The sequence below is a fragment of the Marinobacter sp. 1-4A genome, assembly GCF_016597725.1.
In the GTDB taxonomy this organism is placed as follows: domain Bacteria; phylum Pseudomonadota; class Gammaproteobacteria; order Pseudomonadales; family Oleiphilaceae; genus Marinobacter.
Window position 1 is genome coordinate 1 of sequence record NZ_VCGY01000003.1, and the last position, 19,136, is coordinate 19,136.

Genomic DNA, 19,136 nt, shown 5'->3' on the forward strand with positions numbered 1-19,136 from the left:
TGGCAGTACCTGTTCCCATCCGTAACAAGATGCGTTCATCCCATCGCTGGTTATGTGTGCCGCCACCATCTTCATCATTCATCGTACTCGCGGCGATTGAGGCAGGCCGTTCTGGCCACGGGAATCACCAAGCGTGTGACGGCTCATACCTTTCGGCATGCCTTTGCGACAGAGTTATTGAGATCGGGGAGCGATATCAGGACGGTTCAGGAAATTCTTGGGCATAGCGACATTCGAACGACAGAAATCTACACGCATGTCATTGGCGATCGACGTGCTGGAACCGTCAGCCCTTTTGATCGTTTGCCTAGTTCTTGATGGGGCGTTGCTTACCCGTTTAAGGGGCGTAAAGCCTGGAATTGGGAGTGCGGCGAATGTCCGCTTTTGTTTAGAAGCGGGAGAAAAAGATTCTGGCCAAAATCTGCGTAGCGCTACTCACCCGATTTCCCCCTAAAAACTCTAACGTTTTTACTTTCCAAGATTGCCGAGAGCCGGCGATTTTCGAGTTCAAGAGTCGCGTTTTTCGAAGCAAGTTCGTTGCGCTGCTCAGTCAAATCTACGATTTTTTCCCGTAACTGACGATTCTTGAAACGCTCTTCCTTGAGTTTCTCGTGCTTCTCGTCACGCTGTCTCTGGATCGCCTTGTTGGAATTGCCCCGGATGCGCTCCAGCATGTCTGGGTAGTCTTTGTGGATCAAGGCACGACTGACTCCGGCCTCTTCGGCAACAGCGGCCACCGAGACTTTCCTGCCCTTCTCAACGACCTTAGGCTGGCCTTTTTCCAATCGAACAATGGCCAGCCGAATACGCTTGTGGGTCTCGGATTCAGATGACGTCGACATCGGCCACTTGCTCCTTGAGACGATTGATGTCTACACCGAGATCGGTCAACACCTTCTCGCAGCGTTCCATGGTGCGCTCGACCGTCTTTGATCCCGAGTCGTCCAGGTCATCGATCTGCCGAAGCTCAATCTGTTGTAAGTACAGCCCTTCCCAGAACGGCTTGTGGGTATCGTCAATACAGCCGTGCTCACAGCCTTCGCATTGGCCACCCGCACAGTCCACGCCGGTATCATTGGTACACCAAGCAATGCCGGTGGACCGCAGGTAAACCAGTTCGCTGATGGCCTCAATCATCTCTTTTCGATCTTTGTAGGTACGCACTTCTTCCGAGCGGTTTCGCATTTGGCGAATATGACCGGCCATGCCACCTGAAAGCGGCGTATCAGGCTCCAACCAGTGACCGACAATCGCCTGACGCTTGCCGTCAAAGGCAGCGTAGATTTCGTCGTAGAGCTCAAGATCCTGGGCCTCGTTCATTGCGTACAGGATGGTCATATCCAGGCTCCAGTGCTTGAAGTGATCCCTTAAATAGCGAAGATCGCCTAGCTTGTGATGGACGACATAGTTAGCAAACGTGCGCCGGAACTGATGGGACGCAATTCCCCAATCTATCCCGAGGTCCCTCGTAAACTTCCCGAGCCTTCTATACAGAGCAATTCCACTGAGCAGGTGGACGCTGTTTCTCTTACCCGGCACCTTAGTGAGCCCAATGCAGCCAGAGCAATGCTGGAGGCGCGTAACTTCCTTGAGATCTCCCGCTGCTTTGGCCTCTTGCAACACCTGCTCAAGCTCATCCTGCAAGGGCTCCGAAAGCCGCTCCAGTACCTTGACCGCCTGAATCGCGATTTCGGGACACAGCCATGAGGTCTTGCCCGCATGGGTTTTGTCAGATCGTGAGCCGAGGAAGTAGAACCGATCACCATCCCGTATCTCACTGTACCACTCGCCTCGACGGATATTGCCGAGTTCATGGGCTCGTATGCCGGTCGTGGCCAGAATGATCACGAAGCAGCCGTCACGCAAGTCGCGCAGCGTTTTGCCCAGTACCCGTAGTCCCAGATCCCAACCTCGGGTTTTCAAAAATTCGACCTGATCTTCCCATTGATCGCAACGATTTTTCGAGCGCGACTGAAAGCAGGCTAGAGTGTCCCGGTACTGCAACAATTCGTCGGCTCGATTGAGCAGAGATTCAGCGTGCTGGAACAGCTGTCGAAGAATATAATCGGGAATAATATCGGTCTTAGCCTTGTTTGATTTCTTATGTCCGGCCAGTGCATATGCAGAGCTTTCAGGCCATGGATGATCAAAACCGCAAAGCGTATCTCTCAGTAATTGCCAGCATTGTTCGACAACCGATAACTTATGCAACTTCGTCTTGCTGGCCAACAGCCTCCCTGGCCTAGTCGAAGAAGTAAGGCTGTTGACGTAGTGCACATAGCGCGCAGCTAAAAGGGGAGTGACCTTCACCTGAGTGCTGATGCCCTGATCATTAAACCAGTTAAGCCAACAAACCAAGTCTTCGAAAAAATTCTTGATCGAGCTATTGCTAAGCGCTCCCTCTCCCCAGATTTTGCGTGCCACGGCGATTTTTGCTTCGCATCGCAGTTTCTCGCCGATGATCCGAGTAAAATCCAGTTTTCGAGCATTGTCCCCGACGGAGTCGGGGCTGTTAGATTTGGGCAACCACCACTCGGGGTCCTGGTATCGGGAGAGCACGTACAGCACCTTGCCGGCTCGATCCGTGGTGATAATGCCGTGGAGTCCCTCACCACTAGGCAAAGCGCGCAGCAGGCGTTCACGGTCGGCCAGAACCTCCGCGCCGGTGATCTCCCTCATATCGCCATCCTCGCCATGCTCAGGTCTTGCCAGAAGGGGTGCGGGTGATGCTTGGCCTTTTCCCGTTGGTCGGCCACCACGGTTGCATCAAAGCGAGGGACGATCTCCTCATCGATCAGACGGACGACTTGCTTGAGGTACTTCGTCCAGCGCTTGCCGCCAAAGGTGTCGTAGTTGCGCAGGGCAGCCCAGTAGAAGCTGAACAGACGATAAAGGTCATCGCCGGTCACCACAAAGCTCTTGCAGCGGAAGCACCCCAGATAGTCTTGGCAGGGCTCGCCGTTTTTCGGTGCTCGGTGCCCATAACGAACATTCTTGCAGGACGACACGGGGGTTCGATCGCTGGCATTCACCGACGATGCGCCGAGCAATTCGTCTACGCGTGCCTCGCCCAAGAAACGCATGTTGGTTTCCGCTTCCGGCGGTGCTTCCCAGTAGTGGGCATTGCCGGTCTGAACCGTGTGCCGTCCCGTTTTGGCAGCAACCAGAGGGTCTTGACCCGACATTTCCCACACGCGGTTCAGCAGCGTCTGACGAAGCCGACTGACATTCAACGCGAGCGGCTTGCAATCGTCCGTTTGAAGCTGGTGCTGGTCGACAAGAGACTTAATGGTGTAGTGCAATTGACCGGCAGCCAAACGACATGGTTTACCCTTGTACTTGCCCGACGCTCCCTCGTAGACCAGCAGCCGGCTTGAATCGCCGCAATCGGCGCGTATAGCGGCATTCCTCGCAACGATCAGATCAATGGCATCAGCGGCATAGAGATGGATACTCGCCATTTCCGATACCTCCTCAGACTTTCTCAGGGCAACAACGTGCGTGGCGTTACCACGGCGCTTAAAGCTCACTAGCAGCCTTAGGTTGGATTTGAGCGGGTGAGGCTGCACGCAGTCCGTGGTCAGCTCCAGAATGGGCGTCAGATTCATTCCGGTAGACAGCGCTATGGACAAGACGCCGACGGTCAAATCATAGCCAGTCAGCGGCTCTGAGTGGGCCACAATCCGCTCCATCTCAATGCGCAGCGCTTTGATCAGAAACCGCTTCTCATTCTTGCTGAGCGCCTTCTGACTTTTCACTCGCTTGTTGGAATTCGGAAACGGATTGGCAGGCCAGACCGTTTTCATATCCACTTCCGGCCAGAGACCGAACCGATGACAGGCCCTGAGTAGCGATTTGGCACCATCAAAGCGATTTTTCTGCGAACCGTATTCTATGGGCTCGTTTCTCAGGTGCTGAATAAATCGCTTGATTGTTTCGGCGTTGAGATCCGCCATGGTCAGCCGTTCATCACTAGCGGCATGGAGTAACGACAGGAAGGGCGCAAAGTAACGAAAGCCGCTTTTCCAATAACCCACAATCGTGGTCAGGCTGAGAGACTTGCCGTTAGTTTTGATGCTCTCGGCAACCAGCTTTTTGAAAGTGCGCTGACAGGCAGCCGTGATGTCGTCAAAGCCCTGACCGTAAAATGGCCCGAAATCCGCATTTCTCATGCCTGTTGTGTTTTCGGGAATCGCAACCACGGTGTTCTCTGACTTGCAGAGCGGCGATGGTTCGATGGTTTCGGCCTTCGCGTTGTTCGCTGCCTCTTCAGCCGCTTTAACCTCAAAATCATCACCGTCTAATGTGAAATCTTTTTTCATGCCCAGGCCGCCTCCTTCGCGGTTTCCTCAATTTCTTCCTGATAACTGGTGCGCAGGTCGTCCTCGATGTCGTCGAGGAAATGCAGATATTTTTCCGTAGTTGTGATGCTGCTGTGGCCGAGGCGATCTCGGACATAGATCAAAGGGTTAAACGTCGTGCTCTTTCGGGACATCAACGATTTCAGGGTGTGCGTCGCGTAGGTATGGCGCAGGATGTGGGGATGACAGGCGAACGACAACGCCAATCGGTTCAGTGAATTGTTGAGCGAGGTTCGAATGCTCCAGGACTTGCCCTTGGCGGTCACAAAGAGGGTTTTCGGGTCTGTACCGTGCTGTCTAATCGCCTCATGACGTTCGTGGATCACGTAATCCCAGAGATCCGCCAGCAAGGAAATCGGCACATGAATCGTCCGTGGCTTGTCCCCCTTGGTGCTCATCTCTTGGGGATCAAGCTCAACCACCACATGACTTCGAGCCGAGATCGATTGGGGTGCGGATATGCAGTGAACTGGAATTGTCAGCAGCTCTTCTTTACGCAACCCCGTCAGCAAGGCCAACCGAACGATCAACCGAAGCGTTTTGTTGTTGATGCGTTTGAGCAGCTCATCCACTTGTTCTTTGTTGAGGACTTTGATCTTGGTTGGCGTGGTTTTCAGCAGCACATCCGGCTTTACGGCATACCCCCCGGACGTGTCTGTGTGTGCCAGGAAACCCTTTGTCTGTCTGACTCTCACCGTTTCAAGGTCATACGGCAACGTTCTTACCCAACCTTGTTTGAGGGCAAACTGATAAAACTTGATCACCAGGTGAAGTCGTCGGTTTACCGTGGAGGCGCTGAGGTTAAATCGATCAAAAGAAACGTCCCGATAAAGGGCTAACAAAGTTTCGTGATTCCGGTGATCAAGCTCTTTCCAATCAAATCCATTGGCTTCAATGAACTCGAAATAATCACACAGATCTCTCCCAAACGTTTCCCAACTGCGTCGGCTTTGCACACTTCCACGTTTTAAGCAGTGATGAACGAGAAATTCCATTCCTTCGACAAACACATCATGATTGGCTTTGAGAAGAATCGGGAAGCCTTCATAGGAATGGCCCCTGATTTCAAACTCTGGTGTCGCTAGGATGAATTCCAATGCTCGCTCTTCAATGCTGTATTTTTAAACAGTGTAAGCATATGCTTTAAGGATGCAACAGGAAGCGTTCATGTTACATGCTACCAAGTGGCGAAATCTCAGAATATGAGGATGGATAACCGCAGTAATGGGTTGGAACCCAGCATGGAAACGGTCGTTTGTTGGACGCTTAAGGCTAACCCTCAAAAATACTCGATTTCGGCTTGTTTCATGTTCAACAATCACGTACAACAATCTATGAGCAGAAAAGGTACCTTTCATGATCATAGGTTATGCGCGCGTCAGCACTAACGACCAAAATCCCGAACTCCAAGTGGACGCCTTGGAGAAAGCGGGGGCTGAACAGGTATTCCAGGAAAAATTTACCGGAACCCTACGTGAGCGACCCGAATTGTCACAGTGCCTCCGTATGCTCCGGCCGGGCGATGTCTTGGTCGTGTGGAAGCTGGATCGCCTCGCTCGTTCATTGAAGGACCTGGTGGAGATTGTTCAGGATCTCCAGGATCGCGGAATCGGCTTTAAGTCCCTAACGGAATCAATCGACACAACCAGCTCGGGTGGTCGCCTGGTGTTCCACATTTTTGGGGCACTGGCTGAGTTTGAGCGTGATCTGATTAGGGAGCGGACGATGGCTGGATTACAGGCTGCCCGAGCTCGTGGGCGAATGGGTGGAAGAAAGCCTGTTATGACCGGCTCAGATGTGAAAAAAGCGGCGGCTATGCTGTCCGATCCGATGGTGACCAAAACAGAAGTTGCCCTGCACTTCCACGTCAGCCGGACAACGTTGAACACTTCACTTAAGCGTGAAGGGTACGCTATGTAAAGCGCGGGAAATTATCCAGGGTTTGGTAGGTTTGGTTTGGCATAGCGCATTCGTTAATTAGAGGACGACCCTGCTCGAATATAACCACTCACATCTATTCCAAGGTCTAAAAGCAAAGCTAGTGGTTGCTGCCACTGCGGTCATCAATGGCTTTTCAGTAGCCACAAGAGATAGCAGCACTTTTTAGGCCGCGGGTGTAACAGCAATCAACCCGTGGAAAACATAAGCAAGTTTGGCCAATTAATAGCAAAACCAAAAGAATTAGGAGCCGTTAGTGTCACGACTGACCGATTTGATTGCCAAGGCAAAAGCCAAAGACGCGGCGTTAGGGGCCGAGCTGGATCGAGAGTTCAGAATGCTGTCGTCACGGTTACCCTTCGGGCTGAACTTCGAGCGTCATAGCCCGGAAGCGGTAGAATTGCCGCTGCGACCGATTCGGAAGGGTGACAAGGTACGCGTATTGCCGGAGCGTGGTTCCACCAAGAATGGAGATCAGCGGCTGTGGCAGGTGAAGAGTATCCAAAGAGCCAAGAAGTCGGCTGTTTTGGAGTTACTGGATGCCGAAGAGAGCGAAACGCAAACCGTGGCGCTGGATGACCTAGTGGTGGTGGCCGAGTTCCGCGACACCATCTACCCAGGTCTAATCAGTACCGGGAAGGTGATGCGTGGAGGAGATAAGCCGTGCCACACCATTATCAATGGTGAGAACTACCATGTCCTTAAAGCGCTGACCTACACCCACCGCGGCAATGTTGATGCGATCTATATCGACCCACCCTACAACACCGGGGCAAAAGACTGGAAATACAACAACGATTATGTAGAAGCCGACGACCTCTACCGTCACAGTAAATGGCTGGCGATGATGGAGCGACGCTTGTTGATCGCACGACAATTGCTAAATCCGGCGGATTCAGTGCTGATCGTCACCATCGACGAGAAGGAGTATCTCCGGTTGGGGTTATTGCTGGAGCAGCTATTTCCTGAAGCTCGGATTCAGATGGTTTCGATCACTACAAACCCCAAAGGAGCATCCCGGCCCGATATGTTCGCTAGGGTGGATGAATTCGCTTATTTTGTTTTAATTGGCGACTCCATTGTTTCTGGAATAGCTGTGAGTGCCTCACAGGGGGCGCCCGTTCGCTGGCCTTATTTACGGCGATCAGATGAGAAATCAACCCGGGGACACCGTCCTCGTCAGTTTTATCCGGTTTTTGTCGATCCAACCACCTCTAAGATAACGGGGGTTGGTGAGCCTTTAGCCCACGATGTACCTCGTGAAAGTATCAAAGCTCCTCCGGGTTTAATTGCGGTTTTTCCTGTCCGTGATGATGGTGTCGAGATGGAGTGGGGACTAACGGGGCCCAGTCTCATGCGCGCAGTGCGCGGTGGTTTTGCTCGGGCAAGTCGCACGAATTCGCTCCAACCGTATGCGATTTCGTACCTGACAGCTCCAGCCATTAGCAAGGTTGAATCTGGAGAGTACGTCGTTTCAGGTGTTCGAGAAGATGGAACAAAGGTTGTCATCGCGCCCAGCGGCAAAACTACTCGGCCTACGACGGTATGGGCCGAAAGCCGTCATAGTGCTCCCGACCATGGAAAAAAAGTTTTAGGAGCACTGTTGCCAACAAGATCTTTTCCTTTTCCGAAGTCGTTATACGTAGTAGAAGACTCATTGCGGCTATTTTTGGCGAATAAGCAGAACGCAACCGTTCTTGATTTCTTCTCAGGATCGGGGACTACGGCACATGCGGTAATGCGTCTCAACAAGCAGGACGGTGGGCAGCGCCAATGTATCAGCGTGACTAACAACGAAGTTGCCGCTGATGAACAGAAGAAGTTGCGCAAAGCGGGCTTGCGCCCCGGCGATGCCGAGTGGGAACAAATCGGTATCTGCGATTACATCACCAAACCCCGAGTCGCCGCAGCTATTGCCGGCAAGACACCAGGCGGCGAACCAATCAAGGGTGACTACAAGTTCACGGATGAGTTTCCCATGGCCGATGGCTTCGAGGAGAACGCCGAGTTTTTCACCCTGACGTATGAAACCCTGTTATCGGTCAGCCACAACCTGGCGTTTAGCCGAGTTGCGCCGTTGCTATGGCTGCGCGCTGGAGCGCGTGGGCGTCGTATTGATAAGCTGCCCGCCGATGGATGGGCGGTGGCCGATAGCTATGCACTGCTAAACAACGTAGATGCAGCGACTCCCTTTATCAAGGCATTGCCCCAGGTGGATGGGGTGCACATTGCCTATATCGTTACCGACGATGACCGGCGATTCCAGGCAATTGCCAAGCGGTTGCCTGATGACGTTGAGCCAGTGCGCTTGTATGAGTCATATCTCACCAACTTCAGCTTCACCAACGGAGAATAACGGATGAAGTTCACGCTCAAAGACTATCAGCGCGACGCCGTCCGCGACTCCCTGAATAACCTGGGCAAGGCTCACCGCCTTTGGCATGGCGAAGCTGACCGGACGGCATTCTCACTCACCGCAGTAACCGGCGCAGGTAAAACGGTAATGGCGGCGGCCACGTTCGAGGCGCTGTTTCACGGTGACGATGAGTTCAGCTTTGATGCCGACCCTGGTGCAGTGGTGATCTGGTTCAGCGATGACCCCTCGTTGAACGAGCAAACCCGCTTTCGTTTTATCGAGGCCAGTGATCGTATTAACTACACCGACTTGGTGGTGATCGAAAACACCTTCAACAGGCCGAAGTTCCAAGCCGGGAAAATCTACTTTCTCAATACCCAGAAGCTAAGCAAGAATAGCCTACTGGTGCGTGGCCATGATCCCGAGGAAATGGCGGCTAAAGTGGATGGCACGTTTCCCGACATGCGCCCTGACCTGCGTGCGTACACTATCTGGGATACCATAAAGAACACAATTGAAGACCCGGATTTGACGCTGTATCTCGTGCTGGATGAGGCGCACCGGGGTATGGGCAAACAGACGGCAGCTAGCCAGAACGACAGGAATACTATCGTTCAACGGCTCATCAATGGCGTGGGTAGCGTCCCCGGCATTCCAGCTGTGTGGGGTATCTCGGCCACTGTGGAGCGATTCAATAAGGCGATTGAGTCAGCAGGCAAGCACATCAAGCTGCCCAATGTGGAAGTTGATGCCTCCAAGGTTCAAGAGTCCGGCCTTATCAAAGACACCATCCTGCTGGATATACCGGATAATGTTGGTGATTTCGATACCGTTCTGGTGCGTCGAGCGACCGACAAGTTGAAAGAGTCCACCGCTGCTTGGGCTGCTTACTCGAAGCAACAGCAGGAAGCCCATATTGTCGTGCCGTTGATGGTTTTGCAGGTTCCCAACACGCCTGACCCCGATGAAATCGGGCGGGCGCTGGATACCGTTTTCGAGCGCTACCCTGAGCTGCCATCTGCCAGCGTGGCGCACGTTTTCGGGGATCACACTACACAGCGCTTCGGTAACCGCGACGTGCCCTACATCGAGCCTCAGCGAGTCGAGGAGTCAACATGGGTGCGGGTCTTGATTGCTAAGGACGCCATCAGCACCGGCTGGGATTGTCCGCGAGCCGAGGTCATGGTTTCTTTCCGTGCAGCAAAGGAAAAGGAGCACATTACGCAGTTATTGGGCCGTCTTGTGCGTTCGCCACTAGCTCGCCGTATACCTGGTAATGACCGCTTGAATGCGGTGGACTGCTTACTACCGAAATTCAATCGCAAGGCTGTGGAGCAAGTAGTAAAGGAGTTGACGTCTGGCAGCGAGGCAGCAACGCCAGGGCGCGTCTTGATCGATTACATCGAAGTGGAGCCGAACCCTGCTGTTTCGACCGCCATGTGGGAGGCATTCGAGGCATTGCCGTCGCAAACACGCCCGCAGCGTGGTGCCAAGCCTGCTGTTAGGTTGACTGCGCTGGCCCATGAATTGGCGTCCGACGATATTCTTCCTGGTGCAGGCAGACTGGCCCATGCAGAAATGCACGCAGCCCTGGATAAGTTTCAGGCCGACAACGCAGCCAAGATCAAGGCCAAGCGGCAGTCCGTGCTGGTTGTGGACGGCAAGACCGTGAAAGCGGACATGCTGGGCCAGGGTCGTAGCCTGGAACAGTTCTGGGAAGATGCCGACGTAGCGGTAATCGACGACGCCTACCGGCGCGCAGCTCGCATTTTCAGCCCGGCGATTGCCCATTCGTATGTTGACCATTTGGCCAGCCAGGAGGCCGACCGGGATGACGACCCGGAAGCATTCCTGGAAGCCATCGTTGAAGCTCGCGTAACCGTTGCTGGCTTGGGCCTGGTTATGGAGGCACAAGCTTATTTCGATGCCGAGGCGGACAAACTGGGGAAGGCCTGGCTGTCCAAGTATCGGGAGCAGATCAAGGCCCTGAGCGATGATCGAAGGGAATCCTATCGGCAGATCATCGAAATGAGCACGGAGCCGCAAGACGCAGGGTTGCTGAAGCCAGAGGCCCGTTATGAGGCGACCAAGGCGAACGAAAACGGCAAGGTGAGAGTCTTCCCGGTCTGGGATAGTCACTTGCTATGCGATCAAGCAGGAAAGTACCCGGCTGACATGAATGACTGGGAGCGTACCGTTGTCGAGACTGAATCGGCCAGGCCGGGCTTCACATCCTGGTACCGCAATCCGCAGCAGCCAGGGCAGTCGTCGCTGGGTATCGCCTACCAGGAAGCTGGCCAGTACAAAATCCTGCGCCCTGATTTCATCTTCTTTGCCGAGCAAGATGGCCAAGTTGTCGCGGATATTGTTGACCCACATGGACTCCACCTAGCCGATGCTTTGCCCAAACTGCAAGGACTAGCTATGTATGCAGAGAAGCAAGCAGGTGCATACCGCCGTATTGAATCAGTGGCAGAAGTGAAGGATAAACTTAGAGTACTTGACCTGACCAAGCCTGAGGTACGACAAGCCATCACTGATGCCACAGAGACCGCTGGATTGTTTAGTAGCATATTGGCTGACGACTATTAAAATCCTCCCGCGGGAAATCGTACGGGAAAAGGGTAAATCGCCTCGGAAGAAAAAATAACGAAGCGGGCACACGGATGTGCCTTTGATCCCGCTGCCGGCTGTGGTGGCCGTCTGTTCGAGATGAAAATCCGCTGCGCATAATCGGACGTTATGGTGAGAAAAGAGGAGAAAAATCGAAGCCAAGCCTCTCCTTGGCGGTCACACCACTGTGCAGGTGTCGCGCTTTCCTGGCATCCATGCCGGAGGTAAGCCGACACTATCCTAGCGAATCGACTCTCAGACAGATTACATGTCGCGCACCAACATTTCTGTAAGCAACATCTCACACCAACGTAAGCTTTTGCACACATGGTAACCCCAGACTTGTGAACCCGATTCTTTGAGTTCATTGACGCAACGAGCGCTCACAATGGCATTCACGGACTCCGACAGTTGTGATCACTGCAGGTAGCCCATTAGAATTCCCGATCGTCTGGCTCTACGATGATGCATAAGCAGCGGGCATCTTTGGCTTTCTGGAGCTGTTTGAAGGCCGTAATCCCGCCTCCGGCGCTTGTCGCTTAGTCACTCGAATAACCCATAGCATTCACCTCTCGGGCGGTTTTAGACGCCGTCTACCGCGGACAAGATAGACCAATGAAACGCCGTATCAGAATAATGTCCTTCTTGGTTGTGAGCATTCTAGGACTGCTCAGCCATACAGCGATTGCCGACGTAGTGAAAATGTCCACCAGCGGCCTATGCCATCCACCACAGAGCAGTTGGTATGAACGAACACAAAACTACCGGGCCTTTAAATCACTGGATGACTGCTTAGATGCCGGAGGCAAGTTGCCCAGAGGTGTAAACACTTTGACGTCATCTCAACAAACTCTGACAATGGCAAAAAACTACGATCGCTCTGCCTTCGGGCATGGATGGGAGGATAGTGATGGGGATTGCCAGGACAGCCGTGCTGAGGCCTTGATCGCCACTTCAACAACGTCAGTTCGGTTCGCCACCAAAAGGCGCTGTCGAGTTATCACAGGGCGCTGGATCAGCCCGTTCACTGGCGAGGTTATCCAAAACGCATCGGACATCGACATCGACCACGTCGTTCCGTTAGCCTGGTCTTGGGATCGAGGCGCAAAAGAGTGGCCATATGAGAAACGCGAAAAGTTCGCCAATGATCTCAGAAATCTTTGGCCTGTCGAGGCAAGCTTTTCGAAAGACCAACATCGAATAGGAAAAGCATTGCTTTTGTAGTCAGATCGGCAGAGCATACAGAGACTATTCAAGTGCCGGTGGCAATGTGACAGTTTGCGTAGAGAAACAAGTCGATTATCAGTTTAACGGTCACCGTTTTGAGCCATTTTGGCTTATCCTCAATGAGAGACGTAAACCACCGCTTCTCCCGCTTATGTTCACTACGTTTCTAGCTCGATTCAGCGCTGTTTTTGAAATCCGAGAATTATCCGACGGAACGTTGCATGGCCGCACTAGCAAGCTATATGAATTGGTTGAACGAGACGTATCAGATGCGACGATACGAGCATATGTCTACGCTTTGGCTCAGTTTCTGGGCTACCTGGAAGAATGTCGGCTGACTCATCAGACGGCCGGACTGCATGCCTCTTCGTCCTGTAGTGAGCGGTTCGTGAATCATTACCTCAATGAGGTGCTTTCAAACCGTCTTAAATCGGCGCAATCGCTCCAGACCCATCTATCAGCACTCACCGCTTATTATAACTTCCTGCATTACATGGAATTTTCTCCACGCCTGGCGCTGCGCGTTTATCGACGGACCCGGCAGGCCATGGCGGAACGGAACACCAAACAACATTACATCCAGTACGTTCCGAGACACGCGCGTCTCACATTGCTGAATCATTGTGAAACGCTGGCTGAAAAACTCATGATGAGAATGGGGTTCGAGGTGGGCCTTAGGACTGCGGAGTTGCGGGGTCTGCGCACGCCCGCCTTGTGTATTCTGTTCAAACAGTTGGACAACCGAGCTTACGACCACGTCGAGCGGTTTAGCTACTGGCTGGAGGGTCGCTATGCCAAAAACAGTAAGAGTGGTTGGGTGTATTTTGACAGAGAGTTGCTTTCGGATATGAGACGGTATTTTAGTACCGAACGCCAGTGGGCGATTGACGAAAGCGGAAGTGCGGATGAAAGCTTTTTTCTCAGAACAGATCCGCGATTTCTCGGTACAGGTATCAGCGAGTGGCACGCTTCCCGACGCTTTCGACAGAGGGCTGATGAGGCTGGTTTGCACCCCAGTCTGAGCTTTCACGATCTGCGCCATACCTTCGCAACTGAACTGTTTCATGAAGAACTCACGGGGCCTGACGGCCGGGAAACACGCTCGGAATCGGCAGCGCTTATTGTTGTTGCCCAGCGACTCCGGCACACCATCGGGCGAAACGGTCATGCCTCATCGGTCACAACTCGGTACATCCGCATGAGACTCCAAATGTTAGAACTTGAGGGTGGGAGGTGAGTGAAAAGTTGGACGGAGTGGCTGAGCTGGCGCATGCAGTGGACGATATGGCTAAAGCATTCGATCAAACGCTGCCGGAACAACCCACATATACATCGATTAAGCCCACTCGAATCACATACAACACCCAGGCTGGTACCACTCAGATCATAGCATTGGCCCGTGAAAACAAATTCCACGAAGCCATTTTTCAGGGGGCCGCCGCCACATTTCAAACAGACTGGTTTCATAGCCTTAAAGAGGGATCGCGACGAGCTTATTCGGACGCGATACGACGATTCATAGATTGGGTGAACGAAACGGGTTACGAAAGCACCGACATCAATCGCTACGACTGCCTGAAGGCCTACGAAGCGCATTGCATGAATCAGCAGAGCCAGAAGCGCAGCCCCTTAGAATGCTTAACCACAGTCATGAACAAGGCTCTGGCTAGCCCTGGCCTGACTAACGAGGATTTCAGCTATCTAAAGACACTACTGAGGGTGTCAAAGCCTTCAAAAAGTGAAAATGTTCAGCCATATACCCTTACGGACTGGTTCAATCTGCCCTGGCTGCGATCTGTTCTCGGTGAGCAAAAATACCTTCAACTGGAAAGCCCAAGCAGATTGTTTTTGAGCTTTCGGGTGACGATTGCCGAGACACTACTTCATCTACTAGACGTCCGGTCGGAATGGCAGGAACACCCCATTACAACGTTTGAAGAACCTGCTTGCGGGAAGAACTGGTTTCGTAAATGGAACTACAAGATATTAAGGCGTTTTGGTTCGTTTGACTCAGCAGGGCAGCCGCGAGACGCATGGACAGAACTGCTGTGGCTGGATTTGGTTCGCCCCTCTGACCGAAAGTCTATCAAAACGCTGTTATCGCAGAGCTGCATTGAAAGCTTGGTCTCAGGGCCCTGGGTCTGCGGCCAACGCATTCGGTCCTGGGCTCGCTCTCCAACCATTTTCCATCCGGATTATCAACACGTTTACTCCCCTCTTGAGGAGCGCCTGATGGCTTGGTTAGTTGCCTGTGAAGCGGTGCAGCCAACCGATATTCTTAAACTGAAAACAACGGACTACGCACTCGAATTCAATCAATCCGGTCGCCTGATTGCGATGGAGTGTTGTTACTACAAGGGCCGCGCCAGCTCGACTCGGCAACCAGCGATCCTGATGGCGTCCGATTGCTGGACAAAAGCCCAATATCGCTACTTCACAGGTTTGCCGGTCTCTAGCCCTGTTTTCCAATTCAACGTTATGTCAGAAAAAGCGATGCCGGACATTAGAGAAGGTTTCGCGCAGCAAGGAGATATCTCTTTCTTGTGGCGAATCTGGGAATTGCCTTCCGTCAAGCGGCGAATTGACGCAGCTTTAAGGCGTGCCGGTGCCAGTTCGATCTTTCTGGACGCCGCGTTGGCGCTGACTCAGGGCAGCGAACCCGTGGGCATTTTTGCCAAGACACCCGAAAGTAATATCGGGGCGTACCGCGAAACGGTGGCGCGCTCCCTTCCACAGCACATATTTTCTCTCACGCACGTGAAGACCACTGCCGTTCATGCGGGATCAGACCGTTACCGTGACAGTGACCTGATCAACCACCACTCGCACACCTCGGCAACCGAAAAGCATGCTTATCTGACCGATGCCAATAAGGATTTCGTCAACCGTGCAGGTCGAGTCACCCGCCTGGTTCTGAACGATCTTCAGAATGTTGTCTACCGACCGTCTGTATCCGCAATGGCGGCAGCGGTGAACGATCTGGAGTTGAGCACTCGCGTGGTGGAGGCCACCGGTTCAGAGGACATTCGAGTTCATTCGCTCGACCAGTCCATCGAACGGATCCAAAACGACGATATCATCCTCGTTCCTGACACAGTGGAGCAGGCGCTGCTATTTATTCATACGATCGCCGAAGCCGAGGCTCGGCTACCGCAAATGCTCGCAGTCCGGCCCGATTGGGTCGAGCGCACGCTGTTGATCCGCGTTGAATGGATGACGCGCAATCTGGCTCGTATGCGTTCTGCTGCTGAGGCCCAGAAACAATATGCCGACCTCAAGCCCCATCTGCCCAATTTGTTTGATTACCTCCTGGAGACTGTGGAATGACCGCAACGATAGCACGTCGGCATCGGAACCTACCGGATCTCAATGAATTGCAGGCACGCCTCAGCGCTTTGCCTGGTAACCGGGGTAATCAATTCACGGAGAACGTATGGCAATTCATCAACCAAAGGGGAAAACGTTACACGGTCGACTTTGACACTGTTTTGGCACTGTCTGAGGTCTATCCAGACTGGGTGCGGGAACGGGGAATTGATCCCGTCTCGCTCTCCAAACAGATCTGGCTGTCCCTCGCCGAATCGACGACCGTCAACAGCTACACAAGAAGACTGAAAGGACTGAGGCTGTGGATGGTCGCCTTGGCGCGAAGAAACCTGCCCCGCCTCACCCGCGAAAACAGCCGAGCTGTGTTGACGTTTATGCTAACGAACAATTGGAGAGGGGGACGTCCCTCGCCGCTGAAAGCCGTACGCAGTGAAATGGACATGACGTTTCTCATGCCCCTTCAAGCTCTGAAAGACGCTACCTCGGAGCTGGGCCTCGACTGGATTTCTCGGGATGTGACAGAGGCACATGTCAGGAGGCAGTTCAAGGTGCTGATTCCTGAGCTGACGGACAATGACCTGACCTATCAGGATTGGAAAAAAGGCCAGTCCTTTAACCTGCTTACTCTGGATCACGGTAGATATTATGTGGAGCACTGTCTCAATTTTTTTGAGGAGCACGCCCCGCTTGCCTGCGCCCTCAGTCAAACACTGCAAGCCTGTGCGACGATTGCCACGGATCTGGGCGTAAGCCAGACATCTGTTAGGGCTCATATCTCCCGGGTCCTTGAGGGGCGACCGGTCACCGAGATATGGCCAAGTAGGCCAGCATTGGGGCAGCGGATGCAGACAGCTGTTGTGGATTACTTTCTGGAAGCTCATCGTAAGGCACGCTTCGAACATCACGTTCTGAAAGAAAACGTGTTAGAGCAGGTTGCCGAAGCTTTCGGGCTTGTGCCTTCACCGGAGACCGTAGACCGCCTGCGGGTTATCATCTGGGACTGGCTGCGCCGGGAGGATATCGAGGAAACGCAGTGCCTTCTGGGAGAATGTCAGAGGCCGGTGCTCTGGCACTTGTTCCTGCAAATTCTCGATGCCATGAAACAACGCTGTGACCAAAGCGGCTCTTTTGTGCCCACGGTGGCATTTTTTAAATCCTTTGGCCTTGACGGAACGGTATACGAGGGCGGGAAAAAGACGAAAGGCGGCTACAGTCTGCCTCGCCAATTCATTGAACTGGTCGCGTCGGCTGGCTTAGTCGGTGTGGTGGCGTTGACTGGATGGAGAGCAAGTGAGTTCGGGTTTTCCTATTCTGACATCCAGCGCAACCGAAACATGGATAAGCTGGATCAGTATGCCTTCCCGCATCGCTATCAGGTAGATTGGTACGTCTATAAGACATCCGGACGAGTCCGACAGTTACGGGAAGTCACTTTCAGTGCTGTTGCAATCGCTGAGCGCCTGGGTCGTATGCATGGCTCTGACGGTGACCGCCCATGTTTGTATGGAACATTCAATAGAAAAATCCCCTCCCAGTCTGAAGAGACAGTGCTCAAAGCCGTCAGTGGCCTGTGGCCGCACTACGTCCAACACTATGCCGGTTTTGAACTGATCGATAACTGGGAGTCGTGGCAAAATTTGGCGCAAGTTGAAGCATCCGGCGATTTGCTGACGATGGACCAGTACCGGGAAAAGGAACGGCTTTTGGTATCGCGCTCCGCCGACGAATGGAGCGAACTCTCAATAGACGGGAATTTACGAGAGGCGCATCGCCGAAGCCGTGAAGAATGGCCTCGGCTGGCTTTCTTTTTCCAGAGATCTTTTGGCGACAAGAAAGACTGGGTAAGCCAATACCGCGGCGGCACCCTGCGGGCAGACTGGCGGGCTTTGCTTGACACTCACCTGTCCGACGAAACACGGGATTGGCTTTCCTCACTCAGTGACGTCGAGTGCCAATCGGGGGAAACATCCAAAACTATCCACAGCGAGATGCTGGGTGAGGCACTCTATCCAAGCCCCCATGCGTTCCGCCACATGTGGGCAGAGGCGATTTACCGGCGGTTTGATGGTGATGCAGGCTGGATGATCCGCAGCCAGTTTAAACACATCAGTCGCACCATGTGGCTGGCTTACATTCGCGATAAAGACAACCGCGCAGGCCACCAACGAGTGAAGATCCGCGTTATTAATTCACTTGTTCACAACTACATCAAAAGTCACGGCGAAGGCTATGCTGGTCAAATGAATAAGTTACTGCGCCGCCTCCTCCGACAGACGCGCGTCCAGAGCCCGGAGCAACAGATGGAATTAGCCGAGCAACTGGCAAACATAGAGGTTGAGAACATTAAGGCGAATCCTTGGGGGTATTGTTTGCTGATGCGGCGGACCAGGTATAGGGCCAGATGTGCGGAACAGGGAGAACCCATGCGTCACAATGCGTCCCCGGAGCTGTGCTTGGGGTGCGTCCATAATCTGATGCAGACGACCAATGTCGAATGGATGCTTTTTCAAATTGCGTCGCATGTTGAGGTTCTGAACAACCCGGCCGTCCCGGACATTTTCAAACAGCCTTCGTTAGAGATGGTGCGCGATGTCACACGTCACGTCCGGACGCTTAACGCCCGCCACGAGGCACTACCTGAGCTTGAATCCGTGTTAACCAGTTACAAGTTGAGGACTGCGTAATGGTGATGGAGTATCTAATAAAACGTGCGGCGGCAGGGGCCGACAAAGGACCCGAAGATCGTCCAGACTGGGTTTCCGACAGAAACGCCAGTGCCGCCGCCTGGCAGTGTGTGCAGGATATGAAACGAGAGAAGGCGCTCTACATTCGGCGTCACCGCACGCCTACGGATTTTCTCGTGAAGAAAAATTATCTAATCAAGGGCTCCGAAGTCGCCGCAGCAATCGGCATGAATCGCGCAACGCTCATGAACACGTCGAGCTATTCGCCCCATTTTAGACAATACCTTGACGCCACAAACGCAGATTTGGAGGAAGCCAAGAACGCCAAATTGAAGCGCGTCGAGCACCCGACGGCCACCGGAACCAGGAAGAGCCGGAAAGACGACTTGGTCAATCTGGTCAAGGAATTGCGGATGGAAAACGAAAAATTAAGGGCGTTGGCGGCAGAGCCATTGGGCGAAATTTACGAAGGTTTACCTTTGCCGATAAAAAAGAAGTTGGGGATCTGGTAGTGGAACCATAAACTGGTCAGGTTAGGTAACCATAAACTGTCCCCACTTAAACATAAGCGAACATTCAGATTTGGCTCTCCGTGCCTTTTTGCGAGCCATCCTGACTAGCGGAGATCAC

13 protein-coding genes are annotated in these 19,136 nt (G+C 53.1%); 9 read left to right on the forward strand and 4 right to left on the reverse strand.

Annotated features, from left to right (window positions below):
* Nucleotides 1–9 precede the first annotated feature (9 nt).
* Complete coding sequence (locus FE845_RS07065) at nt 10–318, forward strand: tyrosine-type recombinase/integrase (protein WP_302848267.1); 309 nt, start codon at nt 10–12, stop codon at nt 316–318.
* 113 nt (nt 319–431) lie between these two features.
* Here FE845_RS07065 and FE845_RS07070 read toward each other — a convergent pair whose 3' ends face one another.
* From FE845_RS07070 to FE845_RS07085, 4 genes are read right to left on the reverse strand one after another with little or no spacing between them, the layout of a single operon-like run.
* Nucleotides 432–842, reverse strand: a complete 411-nt coding sequence (locus tag FE845_RS07070; RefSeq protein ID WP_008169873.1) for a hypothetical protein — start codon at nt 840–842, stop codon at nt 432–434.
* Entirely contained in the window at nt 826–2,679 is a 1,854-nt protein-coding gene (locus tag FE845_RS07075; protein ID WP_200362882.1) for a hypothetical protein, read from the reverse strand. The genes FE845_RS07070 and FE845_RS07075 overlap by 17 nt, the downstream gene beginning before the upstream one ends.
* Nucleotides 2,676–4,322, reverse strand: a complete 1,647-nt coding sequence (locus FE845_RS07080) for a hypothetical protein (RefSeq protein ID WP_200362884.1) — start codon at nt 4,320–4,322, stop codon at nt 2,676–2,678. Before FE845_RS07080 ends, FE845_RS07075 begins: the two co-directional genes overlap by 4 nt.
* Complete coding sequence (locus FE845_RS07085) at nt 4,319–5,458, reverse strand: tyrosine-type recombinase/integrase (protein WP_200362886.1); 1,140 nt, start codon at nt 5,456–5,458, stop codon at nt 4,319–4,321. Before FE845_RS07085 ends, FE845_RS07080 begins: the two co-directional genes overlap by 4 nt.
* Nucleotides 5,459–5,717: 259 nt before the next feature.
* Here FE845_RS07085 and FE845_RS07090 point away from each other — a divergent pair, with 259 nt between their 5' ends.
* The 8 genes from FE845_RS07090 to FE845_RS07125 all read left to right on the forward strand — a co-directional run bounded on the left by FE845_RS07090 (nt 5,718) and on the right by FE845_RS07125 (nt 19,018).
* A complete protein-coding gene (locus FE845_RS07090) occupies nt 5,718–6,281 on the forward strand; it encodes a recombinase family protein (protein WP_200362888.1) in 564 nt (187 codons plus the stop codon).
* 274 nt (nt 6,282–6,555) lie between these two features.
* Nucleotides 6,556–8,655 carry a site-specific DNA-methyltransferase gene (locus tag FE845_RS07095; protein ID WP_200362890.1) on the forward strand — a complete coding sequence of 700 codons (2,100 nt, stop codon included), beginning with the start codon at nt 6,556–6,558 and terminating at the stop codon, nt 8,653–8,655.
* A 3-nt stretch (nt 8,656–8,658) separates the two neighbouring features.
* Nucleotides 8,659–11,247 (forward strand): DEAD/DEAH box helicase, encoded by a 2,589-nt coding sequence (locus FE845_RS07100; RefSeq protein ID WP_200362892.1) that lies wholly within the window; start codon nt 8,659–8,661, stop codon nt 11,245–11,247.
* A gap of 636 nt (nt 11,248–11,883) precedes the next feature.
* On the forward strand, nt 11,884–12,492 hold the full coding sequence (locus FE845_RS07105; protein ID WP_227714177.1) for an HNH endonuclease family protein: 609 nt from the start codon (nt 11,884–11,886) through the stop codon (nt 12,490–12,492).
* Between the two features lie 46 nt (nt 12,493–12,538).
* Nucleotides 12,539–13,732: a tyrosine-type recombinase/integrase gene (locus FE845_RS07110; protein ID WP_200362894.1), complete on the forward strand. Its 1,194-nt coding sequence runs from the start codon at nt 12,539–12,541 to the stop codon at nt 13,730–13,732.
* Nucleotides 13,729–15,822, forward strand: coding sequence for a hypothetical protein (locus FE845_RS07115; RefSeq protein ID WP_200362896.1), 2,094 nt, complete (start codon nt 13,729–13,731; stop codon nt 15,820–15,822). The genes FE845_RS07110 and FE845_RS07115 overlap by 4 nt, the downstream gene beginning before the upstream one ends.
* Nucleotides 15,819–18,506 carry a hypothetical protein gene (locus FE845_RS07120; RefSeq protein ID WP_200362898.1) on the forward strand — a complete coding sequence of 896 codons (2,688 nt, stop codon included), beginning with the start codon at nt 15,819–15,821 and terminating at the stop codon, nt 18,504–18,506. Before FE845_RS07115 ends, FE845_RS07120 begins: the two co-directional genes overlap by 4 nt.
* Nucleotides 18,506–19,018, forward strand: a complete 513-nt coding sequence (locus FE845_RS07125) for a hypothetical protein (RefSeq protein WP_200362900.1) — start codon at nt 18,506–18,508, stop codon at nt 19,016–19,018. Before FE845_RS07120 ends, FE845_RS07125 begins: the two co-directional genes overlap by 1 nt.
* Nucleotides 19,019–19,136 lie beyond the last annotated feature (118 nt).

Bases quoted from the DNA above. Each gene is read 5' to 3' on its own strand.
- FE845_RS07070 (WP_008169873.1), bottom strand. From the start codon at position 842: ATGTCGACGTCATCTGAATCCGAGACCCACAAGCGTATTCGGCTGGCC.
- FE845_RS07075 (WP_200362882.1), bottom strand. From the start codon at position 2,679: ATGAGGGAGATCACCGGCGCGGAGGTTCTGGCCGACCGTGAACGCCTG.
- FE845_RS07080 (WP_200362884.1), bottom strand. From the start codon at position 4,322: ATGAAAAAAGATTTCACATTAGACGGTGATGATTTTGAGGTTAAAGCG.
- FE845_RS07090 (WP_200362888.1), top strand. From the start codon at position 5,718: ATGATCATAGGTTATGCGCGCGTCAGCACTAACGACCAAAATCCCGAA.
- FE845_RS07100 (WP_200362892.1), top strand. From the start codon at position 8,659: ATGAAGTTCACGCTCAAAGACTATCAGCGCGACGCCGTCCGCGACTCC.
- FE845_RS07105 (WP_227714177.1), top strand. From the start codon at position 11,884: ATGAAACGCCGTATCAGAATAATGTCCTTCTTGGTTGTGAGCATTCTA.
- FE845_RS07120 (WP_200362898.1), top strand. From the start codon at position 15,819: ATGACCGCAACGATAGCACGTCGGCATCGGAACCTACCGGATCTCAAT.
- FE845_RS07125 (WP_200362900.1), top strand. From the start codon at position 18,506: ATGGTGATGGAGTATCTAATAAAACGTGCGGCGGCAGGGGCCGACAAA.